Origin of the sequence: Zoogloea dura (genome assembly GCF_012927165.1) — a bacterium.
Taxonomy (GTDB): Bacteria; Pseudomonadota; Gammaproteobacteria; order Burkholderiales; family Rhodocyclaceae; genus Zoogloea; species Zoogloea dura.
Genome location: NZ_JABBGA010000006.1, coordinates 221,969 through 236,237, shown reverse-complemented (window position 1 = coordinate 236,237; position 14,269 = coordinate 221,969). Strand labels below are relative to the sequence as shown.

Here is a 14,269-nt window from a genome sequence, read left to right as displayed (position 1 = left end):
CGCTCCACAACGGAGAAAAACATGACCTACAAGATCGCCCTGAACTTCGAGGACGGCGTCACCCGCTTCATTGACTGCAAGACCGGCGAAACGGTGGCCGACGCCGCCTACCGCCAGGGCATCAACGTGCCCATCGACTGCCGGGACGGCGCCTGTGGCGCCTGCAAGAGCTCCTGCGAGTCCGGCACCTACCGCCTCGGCGAATACATCGAGGATGCCCTGTCCGAATCCGAGGCCCAGTCCGGCTTCGTGCTCACCTGCCAGATGCACCCGCAGAGCGACTGCGTGGTGCGCATCCCCGCGTCCTCCCAGGTCTGCAAGATCAAGCAGGCCCAGCTCACCGCGGCCATCGCCGAAGTGCGCCAGCTGTCCGACAGCACCATCAGCCTCACCCTGCAGGGCGATGGCATCTCCAGCCTGGCCTTCCTGCCGGGCCAGTATGCCAACCTCCAGGTACCCGGCACCACCCAGCACCGTGCCTATTCCTTCAGCTCCATGCCGAAGGACAAGGCCGTCTCCTTCCTGATCCGCAACGTGCCCGGCGGCCTGATGAGCGGCTACCTGCGGGAGACCGCTGCGCCCGGCGCCCAGGTCACCCTGGCCGGCCCCCTGGGCAGCTTCTACCTGCGCGAAATCAAACGTCCCGTGCTGATGCTGGCCGGCGGCACCGGCCTGGCCCCCTTCCTGGCCATGCTCGACAAGGTCGTCGCCGATGGCGGCAGCCCCTTCCCCATCCACCTGATCTACGGCGTCAATACCGACACCGACCTGGTGGAACTGGACAAGCTCGAAGCCTTCGCCAAACAGATTCCCAACTTCAGCTTCGCACTGGTGGTGGTCTCCGCCGACAGCGCCCAGCCGAAAAAGGGCTATGTCACCCAGCACATCGAACCGGCGCAGCTCAATGACGGCGACGTGGACATCTACCTGTGCGGCCCCCCGCCGATGGTCGAGGCCGTCGCCAACAACCTGCGCGAGCGCGCCGTCCAGCCCGCCAGCTTCCATTACGAAAAATTCGCGGCCAGCGCCTGAGCGGCCTTCCCGATAGGAAAAAGCATGCGTAACCGTTTCGAGAACAAGGTGGCGGTGGTCACCGGAGCCGCCCAGGGCATCGGCCGCCGGGTAGTTGAGCTGATGGCCGCCGAAGGCGCCCGCCTGCTGCTGGTGGACCGCTCGGAGATCGTCCACGAGGTGGCCGACGCCCTCAAAGCGCAGACCGAAGTGCTGGCACTGACCGCCGACCTGGAGAAGTTTGCCGAATGCCAGCGCATCATGGATGCCGCCAAGGCCCGCTTCGGCCGCATCGACATCCTGATCAACAACGTCGGCGGCACCATCTGGACCAAGCCCTTCGAGTTCTACGCTGAGGACGAGATCGAGGCCGAAGTCCGCCGCTCGCTCTTCCCGACTCTGTGGTGCTGCCGCGCAGCCCTGCCCCACATGCTGGAAAACGCCCAGGGCAGCATCGTCAACGTGTCGTCCATCGCCACCCGCGGCGTGAATCGGGTGCCCTACGGTGCCGCCAAGGGCGGGGTCAATGCCCTCACCGCCTGCCTGGCCTTCGAGCTGGGCGAGCGCGGCATCCGCGTCAATGCCACCGCCCCGGGAGCCACCGAGGCCCCGCCGCGCCGGGTGCCCCGCAACACCGCCGAGCAGAGCGAGCAGGAGAAGGGCTGGTACAAGCAGATCTACACCCAGTCCCTCGACAGCAGCCTGATGAAGCGCTACGGCAGCCTCGACGAACAAGCCAACGCGATCCTGTTCCTGGCCTCGGACGAATCGTCCTACATCACCGGCACGGTCATCCCGGTGGGCGGCGGCGACCAGGGCTAAACATCCAGGCAAAACGACAAAAACAATATTCCGAACAGGAGGACGACATGGAAAGACACGCCATCAACCCCGATCAGCTCTTCAAGGGCCAGGCCTTCAGCCAGACCTTTTCCATCAGCGGCATGGAGCGCCTGATCTTCGTATCCGGACAGGTGGATTGCGACAAGGACGGCAAGGTCCGCCACCCGGACGACCTCGAAGCACAGCTCGCCGGCACCCTCGACAACCTGGCCATCGCCCTGGCGGCCCAGGGCGCCACCATGAAGAACCTGGTCAGCGTGAACATCTACGTCACCGACCTGCGCCCGGAAAACACCGCTCGCATCCGCGAGATCCGCTCGGCCTACTTCGACGCCGAGAAGCCTCCCGCAGTCAGCCTGCTGGGCATCGAACGGCTGGCCTTCGCCGGCCTGCGCGTCGAGATCGAGGCCACCGCCGCGGTCTAGGCATACCACCGATCCGCTGCAGCCCGCCAGGCCGGCGCCTCCGAAAGGGGTGCCGGCCTTTTCATGGCCCCCCGGATGCCGCCCGGCCAGCCGCTGACTTTCGATCGAAATTTTGAAAAATATCGAGACTATTGATTTTCCCGAGGTTTTGATCGATAGTCAGACATATATAAAACAAGATCCAGGGATACCCCGGGGGAGACATCGTGAAGATCACCATGACCGCAGGCCCGATTCCGTCCGCCCCGTTCGGAGGCGTGTCGCAATGAAAGGCTTCTTCCTCAACGATTCGAGCCGCGTCTTCACAGGTGCCAATCCCTTTGAAGTGTCGGACTTCGTCAATCGGCATGTGGGCTCGCACCAGCTGCGCATGTCCCGCAGCCATGATTCGAGCGCCTCGCTGCAACATCGCAAGGTCGGCGCGCTCGATCTCTGCCGGCTGAGCTACGGTACCCAGGCGCGGATCATCTCCGAAGGCCTGCCCGACATCTACCACGTGCAGTTCATCCTGCGCGGCCACTGCCGCTACGAGCTCAGCCGCGACTCCCTGAGCCTGCCAGCCGGCCACGTGCTGGTGATCAATCCGGACGACCCGATCGACCTGACCTACTCCGAAGACTGCGAGAAGTTCATCGTCAAGATCCCCACCGGGATGCTCAACGAAGCCTGTGAGGAACACCGCTGGTTCAAACCGAACGAGCGGATCAAGTTCAACCAGGTGCCCTACCAGTTCACCGAACTCGACAGCCTGATCCAGCTGCTTGCCATCGTCTGCCAGGAGGCCGAATCCGGCCTCGCCACACCGCAGATGCTGCAGCACTACAACCGGGTGGTCACCGGCAAGCTGATGATGATGCTCAAGCACAACGTCTGCCTGGACAACCCGGCGGGTCATTCCGTGTGCTTCGACCGGTTGGCACAGTACATCGACGATCACATCAAGGACAACCTGACCGCCGAGTCCCTCGCCGCCTACGCGAAGATGAGCCTGCGCTCGCTTTACCTGCTGTTCGAAAAGAACGCCCGGACCACCCCGAAGAACTACATCCGCCAGAAAAAGCTGGAGCGCGTTTACAGCACCCTGATGGACCCGGTGCAGAACATCCAGAACATCACCGCAATCGCCCTAGACTACGGCTTCACCCACCTGGGGCGCTTCTCGGAAATCTACAAGGCCACCTACGGCATGCTGCCTTCCGAATCCCTGCGCAAGCGTCAGTCCCGCAGCGAATAAGAAATAAAACGGACGGCCTGCTTTTGGCGGGCCGTCCTTTTTATTTACCCGCTGGATCAGGTGGCCCTGGGCTTGTGATGCAGCACCAGGTGCGCCACCGAGCCCAGCACCACACCCCAGAAGGCAGAACCCAGACCCAGGAAACTCATGCCCGACGCAGTGGCCAGGAAGGTGATGACCGCCGCCTCCCGGTGATCCGCCTCGGCCATGGTGCCCATCAGGTTGCTGGTGATCGCACCGATCAGCGCCAGCCCGGCCAGCACCGCCACGAACTCCTTGGGCAACACGGTGAACAGCGACACGATGGTGCCGGCCAGACAGCCGCCGATCAGGTAGAACACGCCGTTGCCCAGCCCCGCCACATAGCGCCGGGCCGGATTCTCGTGGGCGTCCTTGCCGGTACACAGAGCCGCGGTGATGGCCGCGATGACGATGGTGATGCCGCCCGCCAAGGCCACGAAGGCCGACACCACGCTGGTCACCGCGATGATCGGCCGCGCCGGCGTCGTGTAGCCCGCACCACGCAGGATCGCCATGCCCGGCAGGAACTGCCCGGTGATGCTGACCAGCACCAGCGGCAGGGCCAGGCTGAGGGTCGAGCCCCAGCTCCATTCCGGCGCGATCAGCACCGGCACAGTGAAGCCCAGCTTCACGTGGCTCAGGTCCGCGCCGCCCATCCCGACCGCCAGGCTGATCCCGGCCAGCAGCACCAGCACCATGCAATAGCGGGGCACGAAACGGCGGAACAGCAGGTAGGCGGCCAGCATCACGAAGGTCAACAGGGGCATGGACCCAGCCGACTTGAAGGCGTTGGCCCCGAACTGGAACAGGATGCCAGCCATCATGCCGGCCGCCACGCCCTTGGGGATCAGCTTGAGCACCTTGTCGAAATAGCCGGTGATGCCGATCAGGAAGATGATCCCCGCCGCCGTGATGTAGGCCCCCACCGCCTCGTTGAGGGACAGGGCCGGGAACAGGGTGACCAGCAGGGCCGTACCCGGCGCCGACCAGGCCGTGACCACCGGCACTTTGAGGAACCAGGACAGCAGGATGCCCGACACCGCCGCGCCAATGGACACGCCCCAGATCCACGAGGCGATCATGTCACCGGACACGCCGGCCACCTGGGCCGCCTGGATGATGATGATGGCCGGCCCGGAATAGGAGATCAGCACGGCCAGGAAGCCCGCTGCCGTCGCCGAGACCGACCAGTCGCGGCGCAGCCCTGCCGCCACCGGCACGTCCTGGGCGGGCATCCCCTGGGCCGCCCCGGCCTTACTCATGACCGGCCACCGGGCGCGGACGATAGGCGGCTTCCAGGCGCCGGACCTCGTCGTCGGTCAGCCGCAGCTCGAGTGCGGCGACCGCGTCTTCCAGGTGATGCGGCTTGGAGGCGCCGACGATGGGTGCGGTGATGCCGGGCCGGCTGGCGACCCAGGCAATTGCCACCCGGGCCGGCGCCACACCGCGTGCCGCCGCCACCTCGGCGACGGCGGCAACGATGGCATCCTCCATCTCCCGGTGGTCGTACCACAGCTGGGACAGCTGGTCGGTGGCCGCCCTCTCGGTTCCGCTCTGGCGGGTCCCCGCCAGCATGCCGCGGGCCAGCGGCGACCAGGGCGTCACCGCAATGCCTTCGCTGCGGCACAGGGGCAGCATCTCGCGCTCTTCTTCCCGGTAAGCAAGGTTGTAGTGGTTCTGCATGGACACGAAGCGGGCCAGGCCCATGCTCTTCTGCATGCCCAGGAGCTTCATGAACTGCCAGGCGTACATTGACGACGCGCCGATGTAGCGGGCCTTGCCCGAGCGCACCACGGTATCGAGGGCCTCCAGGGTTTCCTCGAGCGGGGTGTCCGGGTCGAAGCGATGGATGATGTAAAGGTCGACGTGATCGGTCCCCAGGCGCTTCAGGGAGGCATCGATGCTGGTCAGGATGTGCTTGCGCGACAGGCCGCGATCGTTGGGCTTGCCGCTCATCGGGTAGAAGACCTTGGTGGCGATGACGGCCTCGTCCCGGGGCAGGTGCTCGCGCAGGGCGCGGCCGAGGATCTCCTCGCTGGCCCCCAGGGAATACATGTCTGCGGTGTCGAAGAAATTGATGCCCTTCTCGACGGCATCCCGGATGAAGTGCCGGCTGGCGTCCTCGTCCAGCACCCAGGGCCGCCAGGTGGGGCTGCCATAGGTCATGCATCCCAGGCAAAGGGACGACACCTTGAGGCCAGTTGATCCAAAGCGCATGTATTCCATCATTTCTCCTGTCCGACTCCTACTCAGTCAGAGAATTATCGTTATACGATCTCTATTGATAAATACCCGCAATAAAGCAACACTATTTTAATTATCAAAACAATTAGCTCACCATGGATCATCTCGTGGCCATGCGCCTTTTCGTGCGCATCGTCGAACTCAAGAGCTTCAGCCGGGCCGCCGAAAAACTCGAGCTGCCGCGCGGCTCGGCGACCCAGATCATCAAGCAGCTCGAAGCCCGCCTGGGCGTCAAGCTGCTGCTGCGCACGACCCGCCAGGTGCGCACCACGGTGGACGGTGAGCTGTACTACGCCCGCTGCGCGGCCATCCTGACCGAGATCGACGAGGTCGAGGCAGCCTTCTCCCAGGCTGCCCGCCAGCCCCAGGGACGGATCAGGATCAACATGTCCAGCTCCCTGTGCCGCCACATCCTCATCCCTGCCCTGCCCGGCTTCTGCGACCGCTATCCGGACATCGTGCTGGACATCGGCGTGCAGGACAAACAGATCGACCTGATCAGTGAGGGCGTGGATTGCGTGCTGCGCATAGGCGAACTGCGTGACTCCGCCCTCGTGGCGCGGCCGCTGGCCCGGCTGGAACAGCTCACCTGCGCCAGTGCCGCCTATCTGGCGCGTTACGGAACGCCGGTCCGGCTCGACGAACTGGCCCAGCACCGCACGGTGGACTACATCTCAGCCTCCAGCGGCCGCTCGATCCCCCTGGAGTTCACCCTCGAAGGAAGCATCGAATACCGCTCGCTGCCCGCCTCCGTTGCCGTGAACAATGGCGATGCCTATGTGGCTGCCTGTGAAGCGGACTTCGGCATCATCCAGTTGCCCACCTATCACGTCCGCACACAACTCGAGGCCGGCACGCTCGTCGAGATCCTTCCCGATCACCGCCCGCCCCCTCTGCCACTTCACGTGCTCTATCCGCAGAATCGTCACCTGTCTCAACGGGTGAGAATCTTCGTGGACTGGCTGGGGGAGTTGTTCGCCAAGGGGGTTTGACCAACCCCCCATGACGCCTGGGCAAGCTCACTGCGTACAAGCGGTCCGTACCGGGTCAGGAGCCTGGAGCCGTGGCCCCGCGACAGGAGCACGTCGGTCGATCTCGGCCAACAGTTGCTCCAGAAGATCCGCCAGCGCCAGTGCCTCCTTACGCCCGGCGGGCAACGCAGACCGGGCAGCAGCCTCGACATGCGATGCATCATCGTGAAGGCGCCTTGCCATCAGGTTGGCCCCCATGCCGGCAATCCGGTGACTCAACCTGGCAAGCGCCTGATCGTCACCTGCAGCAGCCGCCTCCCGGAGCGCTCCGGGCAGAACAGAAGCGCTCTCCCTGATGGTCTCCGCAAGTTGGGCAACCAGGTCCTTCCCGCGTGAAAAGCACTGCTCCAGTCTTTGCCAATCGACCAGTTCCCCGTCCTTGGACATCGGGTCATCCAGGATCGATACCGGACGCCCTTCCTGCGGCAGATGATGCGCCAGGGCCGCCAGCAGTTCATCCACCGACACCGGCTTGGTGAGGAGCTCGACCATGCCGGCGGACAGACAGTGCTCTCGCTCTTCGGGAAGAACGTGGGCAGACAGCCCGATGACCGGAAGCCGCGGTGCCAGCCGGCGCACCTCCCTGGCCGTGGCGAAACCGTCCATCACCGGCATCTGCAGATCCGTGATCATCAGGTCGAAGGCCTCGCCCCCCTCCCGCTGCAGGCGTTCGCAGGCAACCCGGCCGTTCTCCTCAGCCACCAGGCGGGCGCCAGCCAGTTCCAGAATCTCCCGCAACACCAGCCGGTTTGCGGGATCATCCTCGGCCGCCAGTACCCGCAGCCCGGCCAGGATCGGTGGCGGAGGGATGGCGCCCCCGGTCTGCGGCGCCTGCCCCAAGAGCCGCCAGACGTGACGCCAGCGTAGCGGCCAGGCCAGATGCGGCGTAGAAGCCTCAGGCACATCCCCACCGGTGATCGGCTCTCCTGGCGATGACAGAACAAGGACCGGTCCCTCACCCGGCAAGCTCGCCACCGATGTGGCCAGATGCGCCGCGGCGATCCGGACCTTCAAGCCCGGGGCCTGCGGGCAGTGTTGATCACCGGGCACGCTGCCGATGCGTACATCGGCGGGGGCATTCAGGCAGAGCTCCGACGCCGCTGAGCCGGCAAAGCCGAGCAACATGACGTCAAGTGGCGGCCTCTCGGGACCAGGCTCCTGATCCTCAGCCGGCGGCAGACGGACAGTCATGCAGGTTCCGCGGCCCGGCGCGCTGTCCACCTCGAGGGATCCACCCATCCGTTCAACCAGCCGGTGGCTGATGACCAGCCCCAATCCGGTCCCCCCGAAGCGCCGGGTGATCGAGCTATCGGCCTGCTCGAAGGGCGCGAAGAGGCGGCCGAGCACCTCGGGCGACATCCCCACACCGCTGTCATGAATCCGGAAGAACAGGGCTCCCGAGACCCGTCCCACCTCCAGGCGGACCTGCCCCTGCGCCGTGAACTTGATCGCGTTCGAGAGGAGATTGACCAACACCTGGGTGAGCCGGAAGGCATCTCCCACCGTTCGCAACGGCAGGCCAGGCGCCTCGCTGACAATGAGATCCAACCCCTTGGCATGTGCCTGCGCAGCAAGCATCTCCACGGCCCGGTCCACCACCTCGCCAAGGTCAAAGGACACTGCTTCGAGCTGCAGCTTGTGGGCTTCGATCTTCGAAAAGTCCAGCACATCGTTGATCAGGCCCAACAGCAGCTCGCCGGAATGCAGGATCTGCTCGAAGGTCTCGCCGAAGGGCCCTCCGTGGCTCTTGCGGAGGCCCACCTGTGCAAAGCCCAGGATGGCGTTGAGCGGCGTACGGATCTCGTGGGACATGTTGGCTAGAAATTCGCTCTTGGCCTTGGCCAAGTGCTCCGCGTTCTTGCGGGCAAACTCACGGGCATTCTCGATCTCCCGCTGCCCGGTAACGTCCCGCAGCACGACCACGAAGCAGTCCTCGTCGGCGGAGACCAGACGGGCAACCGACAACTCCACCGGGAAACTCCGGCCATCCTCGCGCACGCCGATCGCTTCCGCGGGACGAAGGTCTGAGCGACCTTCAGCCTCCGACGCCAGGCGTGGCAGGCACGCCGGAGTCATGTCGGGCATCAGCCGAACGATGGGCAGACCCGAAAGGGTGCCACCAGAATGTCCGAAGATCTGGCAGGCCGCCGGATTGGCCATCCTCACGGTTCCGTCTCCCCCCACCTTCAGCACGGCATCGTGCAGGCTGTGGAGGATGGCCGACGTATGTGCCTCACGGGCGGCCAGTTCAGCAGTACGCTGCCGGACCCGTGCCTCGAGCTTGTCCTGGGCCTCCTCGAGGTTGTCGGCCATCCGGTTGAAGGCCTTGGCCGTGGCAGCCAGTTCCGGTACGTTGCAGGTCGGCGCCCGCACTGCAAGTTCGCCTTCTCCAAAACGTCGCACGGCAATGGCCAGATCATGCAAGGGCCGCAGACCAGCCCGCAGCGAACGCTTGAGGAACAAGAGAAGCACGATCAGCGTCGCAGTCCACAGGGCGATGGCGGTCCACATGCGACGCCACAGGTCTGCCACAAGAAACGCCGCCGAGGGCTCGGCCAGCAGGGTGCCGTAGGTCTTGATGCCTGCCTGCACCGGAAAACGCTGGGCCTCGAAATGGACAGACAACACCGCCCGGAACCAGCCGGGGGCATAACCGCCCGGCGGGTGCTCCGGACCATCGCCGGACGCGAGCAGCTCACCGGTTTGCTCGTTCACCAGCGAAAGGCGGTTGAACTGCCCGTGGCGCATGATGTTGTCGAGCGTTTGCTGCACGCTGGTCAGGTCGCCTCGCACCAGAGCGGCCTGCAGCAGGGGCACGGTGGCCGATGCCAGGCTCTGCGTTCCGTTGAACGCACGCTGGCTCGCAGCATCCACGTCGCTGGCCACCTGCACCGACACGTGGATCAGGAAAACCGGCAGCACGGTGACCAACATGACCCGGAGAAGACGCTGCAACAAGCCGTTCCGGCTCATCATGGTCTCAGTTCCCGATATACGCTGCGCAGGCGATCATGGACCGGGGCCACACCGTGCTAGTGCTCTGCGTGAAGGTGCCGCAGTGATTGCCCCACCTCATGAAGATGGTCGGTGGTAGTCCGCCCCTGGGAGAGCACGCCCCCGACCTGCGCCGCCGCCTTGCGGGCCATGTCACTCAGCAAGGCCTCCTGTCGCTCGCTCAGCCCCAGATGCACGAAGGAACGCTCCAGCTCTGCGATGAAGGTATCCATCACGCACAGGGCATTCAAGCGCAACGTGGCCTGCTCCTGTTCAATGACCTCGAGCGCCGCAGACAGACGTATTGCCGCATCGCCAATACCTCGGGCCTGACGGGACAGGAGCACCTGGCCGGAGAGGGCTTTGAGGCGCGAATCGGCGCCTTCAACAAGCAGGGCCAGATTGTCGCGCATACGCCCCAGGCGGGTTTCATCCTCGATCGGCAGACCGTGAACGAGGAGCGTGATCGACGGATAGTTGATGACCATCCGGTCATGAAACTGGAAGATCCGGTCCATCAGGCGGACATGCTCGAGGATCGATTTCTCCAACTGGGTGGCGGCGCCCTGACCGGAAAAGCAGACAGACTCCCCGCCAGCGCGCAGTTCGAGGATGTACTCCACGCCGTACTGGTTCAAAGCATCGGCAAGGGCTGCATTCAGGCCGGCCACCGAATGGCTGGCAAACGAGCTTTGCAGGAAATGCAACACCGTTCCCAACTCAGCCGCCGAGGACATGGCCGAGAAAGCGATGCTGGAAGCCTGCTCGACCCGCTCCTCCAGCTCGCGCTGCTGCTCCAGGACATGCTTTGCCACTGCCACCTTGGGCTCCAGCTCGTCCGGCAGGACCGGCTTGACGATGTAATCGTTGCCCCCCGCGTCATAGGCCCGGAGCCGCGTTTCCAGATCGTTGCGAACCGAGACGAAGATCACCTGGGTGGACATCAAGCCTGCCTCGCGGATGGCCTTGCAAGTGGTCACACCATCCAGGCCGGGCATCTCAATATCGAGCAGCACGATATCCGGCACTTGGTCCAGAGCCGCCAGGCAGGCCTCGCCGGACTCAAGCTGGACGACTTCAAACTCTGCAGACTTGAAGCAAAAGGACGAGACGAGCCGGGAGGATGGATCGTCATCGACAATGAATACCTTGTATGCCCTGTTGCTCATGCTCTCTCTCCGCAACCAGCGGACACGGTCATTGCAGGGCGCAGAACTTGGGCGCCACTATAATTAACCGTAATTAACAAAATTGCATACTACAACCCGGCCATGGCACAGCGGCTTGATCTACGGCAAACGCCCCCCGGATAATCGGCCCACGCAAACTGGCAGACACCGGCCTGCCAGGAAACAAGGCAGCAATGAAGCGCCCCTCAGGGATTCACACGGATCCAGGCCGGATGCCGGTCAGCGCCGTTCGTACCGAGGCGCTTCACCACCTGCCCGTCCGGGGTCGCGATGTACAGATCCCCCCCATCATTCGTCTTGGCCCAGAAGGCCAGATACTTACCGTCCGGCGAATAACGCGGGTCATACACGCTGCCTGGAAAGTCCAGAAAGGTGACATTGCCGCCCGTGGTCGCAACCCAGCCGATGCGGGAACGCACCACCCCGTCCACGGTGTCGACCCGCTGGAACGCCACCCGACTGCCATCCGGTGACCAGGAGGGGCTGTAATCGCCCCAATTGCCCGAAGCGGTGATCTGCCAGGGGTTGTCGCCATTGACCTGCATGATCCAGATCGCCGGGTTACCGCCGCGGTAAGCCGTAAAGACGATCTTGCTGCCGTCAGGAGACCAGGCCGGGGTGCGATCCTCGTCGGGCGGAGGCGCGATGGGTGGCGTGAGATTGCGCAAGACATTGAACTGCGTGCCGGCCAATCTGGCCAGCACAATGTCGCCATCACCGTCGCGATCGGATGTGTAGATCAGACGCTCCCCGTCTGCGGCAAAGGATGCTTCCACTTCGTTGGCCAGGTCATCGGCAGACAGCCGGGTCTGCACGCCACTGCCAAGATCAAGGAGGCGCAAGGTGTATCTGGCCTGGGGGTCTTCACTGGCCCTGGCCGAAAAGACCAGGCGCCGCCCCTGGGGATCCGCCGCCGGACGATAACCCGGCGTCGCCCCCGCCACAGCGGTGACCTGGCCGGTACTGCCATCCACCCGGTACAGGCGACCGATGCCGTCGGCCCCCGTGCTATCGAAAACGAGGTCGTAGCGGGGAGCAACGAACTCCGGTGTACCGCCGCCGCCTCCGCCACAGGCGGTAAGGGCAAGCGCAAACAGCGCCGAGAAACGACACAACGCCGGGGAGAGGTTTTGAAATTGCATGTTCGAAGCGCAGCCTTATCACAATGGCATCCCCCTGGACGCCAGGAGAAAACAAGATGCGCATAGTGTGACAATCCCGTTTGAATGGCGCTATGAACTATTTACAACCCAAAACGGGTATTCATCGAATGCCATTGCATGCGTGCCACTCAGCGCTCACCCTCTGCATCCCCCCGGAAACGCAGAAAGGTCCGGGCGAACGCTCCGGGGGGCACCGCGCACAGAACCGCCCCCAGGGACACCGCAACGATCCCCACCACGGCCCGGATGCCCAGCGGTTCGCCCAGGATGAACCAGGCACCTACGCCGGACACGCCCGGCACCAGGGCCAGCATCATCGAGGCCTGACAGGCGCCGATCTTCTGGTTGGCATAGCTGTACATGCCGCCGGCCAGCAGCGCCGCGACCACCCCCTGGTACCCCGCCTGCAGGGCGATCTCTCCAGCAGAGGCCTCACCCAGGGCTTTGGGCAGCCACAGCAGATAGGGGGGCAGATAGGCCAGCATGGAAAAGCTGGCCACGCCGGTGATCGCCAGCTGCGGCCGGACCTGCCAGCGCCGCATCAAGAGGCCGAAGATCGCCCACGACAAGGCGGCCAGCAGGAACAGCAGGTCGCCGACCCAGCGCGAACCTCCCCCCGCGTCCAGCAGGCTGCCGGAGGCCATCAGGATCAGGCCGCCGCTGGTCAGCAGCAGGGCCAGGCCGATATTGCGGGCCAGCCGGAAGCCCGACATGGCCGCCACGATGACGATGGTCCAGAACGGGATGCCGCCATTCACGAAAACCCCGGCGTGTGCCGTAGGAGCAAAGGCAAAGCCGGAATACACCAGCACCCCGTAGCCCAGCCCCCCGAACACGGCCAGGATCATGTAGCGCGGCCATTCGACCGGCGCCACCCGCAACATGAAATACGGCAGGGCCAGCAGACCGGACACGCCGAAACGCAGGGCCGCGATGTCGAAGGGTGTCAGTACGCCGGTGCTGCCCAGGCGGGACACGATATTGAAGCCCGACCAGCACAGCACGACGACGCCGGCGGCGAGCAGGCCGCGGAGGTGATCGGAGAGCCCGGAGCCGGGAGTTCGGAAGGTATTCATGGATGTCGGGGGCGCAGCGGCGCAGGCATGGCGGTTCGGGCCCGCCAAGCATAAACGAGCGCCCCGATGACTACAGATTCAGATGCTCACTTTATCGATGAGCACAGAGCCCCAGGCCGGTTCACGCCTGCGGCTCGAACAAGGTGTCCAGGAAGGACTGGGCATCGTGGCGGGGACGCTTGCGGGTGGTGATGTCGGCAATCACCTGCTTGTCGTCCCCGCGGACGATCTGGCAGTGGTGATGCAGCGGGTTGTCCGGATCGAAGCCGGCCAGGTGGACCACCAGCGGCGTGCCGACATTGGCGTTGCCGTGGTAGATCAACTGCCTCTCGGTCGTCAGGGATGACGAGGCCCGCGGCCCGAACCAGGCCCACTCGGCCTGATCCGCCAGCTCGGGGAAGCGCGCGAAATACAGGAAGCCGGCCCCGTTGAAATGAATCGACGGGCAGGGTTGCACATGGACAGGCGCGTAGCTGTGGCCGATCCGCCCGAAGCGCGCGTCGGCATCGTGCCCGCGGGTCTTGCGGGCCACCGCCGCCAGACCCAGCCCCTCCTCCATCTGCGGCACATGCTCGAAGCCCGGCACCGGGCTACGCACTGCCGAGGTGTTGACCCCGGCCCGCTCCCGGGCCACGAACACCGACAGCATCTCCACCACCGCGCAAAGTCCGCCACCGGCGGTGGAGATCACATGCTTGCTGCAGAACTGGGTGCGGCTGACCCGCCCCAGGGTGCTGTCGATCTGCAGGACGTCGTCCTCACGGACGCCGTCCAGCGCCCCGTGGCGCAGCCGCAGCGCCCGGAAGGCGGGATAGACCCGGCGCTGACGTCCATCCCGCAGCTGCGCGATGGACGCCCCCGAGGCGGCGGCCAGCAGCTGCCAGTGGCGATCACCACAGTCGGCCAGCAGCCAGGTCTCCGACAAGCCGTTGAGGGCGAGCTGCGGCATGCCCACCCGCTGGGCCCCGTGAAGCCCGGGCAAACAGCGGCCGGGCGGCATCGACAAGGTGGTTTCGAGCATGGCAGGGTCTCTCCTC

General features: G+C 64.8%; 12 protein-coding genes. 5 read left to right on the top strand and 7 right to left on the bottom strand.

Going from position 1 to position 14,269, the window contains the following annotated elements:
- Positions 1-21: 21 nt before the first annotated feature.
- The 4 genes from benC to HHL15_RS10280 all read left to right on the top strand — a co-directional run bounded on the left by benC (position 22) and on the right by HHL15_RS10280 (position 3,513).
- The gene (gene benC / locus HHL15_RS10295; RefSeq protein ID WP_169145668.1) at positions 22-1,032 is read left to right on the top strand and encodes a benzoate 1,2-dioxygenase electron transfer component BenC; all 1,011 of its coding nucleotides are present in this window, start codon (positions 22-24) and stop codon (positions 1,030-1,032) included.
- Between the two features lie 24 nt (positions 1,033-1,056).
- Complete coding sequence (locus HHL15_RS10290) at positions 1,057-1,833, top strand: 1,6-dihydroxycyclohexa-2,4-diene-1-carboxylate dehydrogenase (RefSeq protein ID WP_169145667.1); 777 nt, start codon at positions 1,057-1,059, stop codon at positions 1,831-1,833.
- A gap of 47 nt (positions 1,834-1,880) precedes the next feature.
- Entirely contained in the window at positions 1,881-2,279 is a 399-nt protein-coding gene (locus HHL15_RS10285) for a RidA family protein (RefSeq protein ID WP_169145666.1), read from the top strand.
- 265 nt (positions 2,280-2,544) lie between these two features.
- Positions 2,545-3,513, top strand: a complete 969-nt coding sequence (locus tag HHL15_RS10280) for an AraC family transcriptional regulator (RefSeq protein WP_169145665.1) — start codon at positions 2,545-2,547, stop codon at positions 3,511-3,513.
- 56 nt (positions 3,514-3,569) lie between these two features.
- On the opposite strand, the gene HHL15_RS10275 is transcribed toward HHL15_RS10280, so the two are convergent.
- Both HHL15_RS10275 and HHL15_RS10270 read right to left on the bottom strand, forming a co-directional pair.
- Positions 3,570-4,796, bottom strand: a complete 1,227-nt coding sequence (locus HHL15_RS10275; protein WP_328825018.1) for a benzoate/H(+) symporter BenE family transporter — start codon at positions 4,794-4,796, stop codon at positions 3,570-3,572.
- On the bottom strand, positions 4,789-5,763 hold the full coding sequence (locus HHL15_RS10270) for an aldo/keto reductase (protein ID WP_235943328.1): 975 nt from the start codon (positions 5,761-5,763) through the stop codon (positions 4,789-4,791). Before HHL15_RS10270 ends, HHL15_RS10275 begins: the two co-directional genes overlap by 8 nt.
- Before the next feature lie 128 nt (positions 5,764-5,891).
- Between HHL15_RS10270 and HHL15_RS10265 the strand changes: the two genes are divergently transcribed.
- Positions 5,892-6,770, top strand: coding sequence for a LysR family transcriptional regulator (locus HHL15_RS10265; RefSeq protein ID WP_235943341.1), 879 nt, complete (start codon positions 5,892-5,894; stop codon positions 6,768-6,770).
- A gap of 27 nt (positions 6,771-6,797) precedes the next feature.
- Here HHL15_RS10265 and HHL15_RS10260 read toward each other — a convergent pair whose 3' ends face one another.
- The 5 genes from HHL15_RS10260 to HHL15_RS10240 form a co-directional block, all read right to left on the bottom strand.
- Complete coding sequence (locus HHL15_RS10260) at positions 6,798-9,785, bottom strand: ATP-binding protein (protein WP_169145663.1); 2,988 nt, start codon at positions 9,783-9,785, stop codon at positions 6,798-6,800.
- Positions 9,786-9,841: 56 nt separating this feature from the next.
- Positions 9,842-10,972 carry a response regulator gene (locus tag HHL15_RS10255; protein WP_169145662.1) on the bottom strand — a complete coding sequence of 377 codons (1,131 nt, stop codon included), beginning with the start codon at positions 10,970-10,972 and terminating at the stop codon, positions 9,842-9,844.
- A gap of 206 nt (positions 10,973-11,178) precedes the next feature.
- Positions 11,179-12,135 carry a TolB family protein gene (locus tag HHL15_RS10250; RefSeq protein WP_169145661.1) on the bottom strand — a complete coding sequence of 319 codons (957 nt, stop codon included), beginning with the start codon at positions 12,133-12,135 and terminating at the stop codon, positions 11,179-11,181.
- 149 nt (positions 12,136-12,284) lie between these two features.
- Positions 12,285-13,232 (bottom strand): DMT family transporter, encoded by a 948-nt coding sequence (locus tag HHL15_RS10245; protein WP_169145660.1) that lies wholly within the window; start codon positions 13,230-13,232, stop codon positions 12,285-12,287.
- A gap of 121 nt (positions 13,233-13,353) precedes the next feature.
- Complete coding sequence (locus tag HHL15_RS10240; protein WP_169145659.1) at positions 13,354-14,253, bottom strand: Pnap_2097 family protein; 900 nt, start codon at positions 14,251-14,253, stop codon at positions 13,354-13,356.
- Between the last annotated feature and the right edge of the window lie 16 nt (positions 14,254-14,269).

What these genes read in the sequence shown, in the direction of transcription:
- benC (WP_169145668.1), top strand. Translation starts at nt 22, where the DNA reads ATGACCTACAAGATCGCCCTGAACTTCGAGGACGGCGTCACCCGCTTC.
- HHL15_RS10290 (WP_169145667.1), top strand. Translation starts at nt 1,057, where the DNA reads ATGCGTAACCGTTTCGAGAACAAGGTGGCGGTGGTCACCGGAGCCGCC.
- HHL15_RS10285 (WP_169145666.1), top strand. Translation starts at nt 1,881, where the DNA reads ATGGAAAGACACGCCATCAACCCCGATCAGCTCTTCAAGGGCCAGGCC.
- HHL15_RS10280 (WP_169145665.1), top strand. Translation starts at nt 2,545, where the DNA reads ATGAAAGGCTTCTTCCTCAACGATTCGAGCCGCGTCTTCACAGGTGCC.
- HHL15_RS10275 (WP_328825018.1), bottom strand. Translation starts at nt 4,796, where the DNA reads ATGAGTAAGGCCGGGGCGGCCCAGGGGATGCCCGCCCAGGACGTGCCG.
- HHL15_RS10270 (WP_235943328.1), bottom strand. Translation starts at nt 5,763, where the DNA reads ATGATGGAATACATGCGCTTTGGATCAACTGGCCTCAAGGTGTCGTCC.
- HHL15_RS10265 (WP_235943341.1), top strand. Translation starts at nt 5,892, where the DNA reads ATGCGCCTTTTCGTGCGCATCGTCGAACTCAAGAGCTTCAGCCGGGCC.
- HHL15_RS10260 (WP_169145663.1), bottom strand. Translation starts at nt 9,785, where the DNA reads ATGATGAGCCGGAACGGCTTGTTGCAGCGTCTTCTCCGGGTCATGTTG.
- HHL15_RS10255 (WP_169145662.1), bottom strand. Translation starts at nt 10,972, where the DNA reads ATGAGCAACAGGGCATACAAGGTATTCATTGTCGATGACGATCCATCC.
- HHL15_RS10250 (WP_169145661.1), bottom strand. Translation starts at nt 12,135, where the DNA reads ATGCAATTTCAAAACCTCTCCCCGGCGTTGTGTCGTTTCTCGGCGCTG.
- HHL15_RS10245 (WP_169145660.1), bottom strand. Translation starts at nt 13,232, where the DNA reads ATGAATACCTTCCGAACTCCCGGCTCCGGGCTCTCCGATCACCTCCGC.
- HHL15_RS10240 (WP_169145659.1), bottom strand. Translation starts at nt 14,253, where the DNA reads ATGCTCGAAACCACCTTGTCGATGCCGCCCGGCCGCTGTTTGCCCGGG.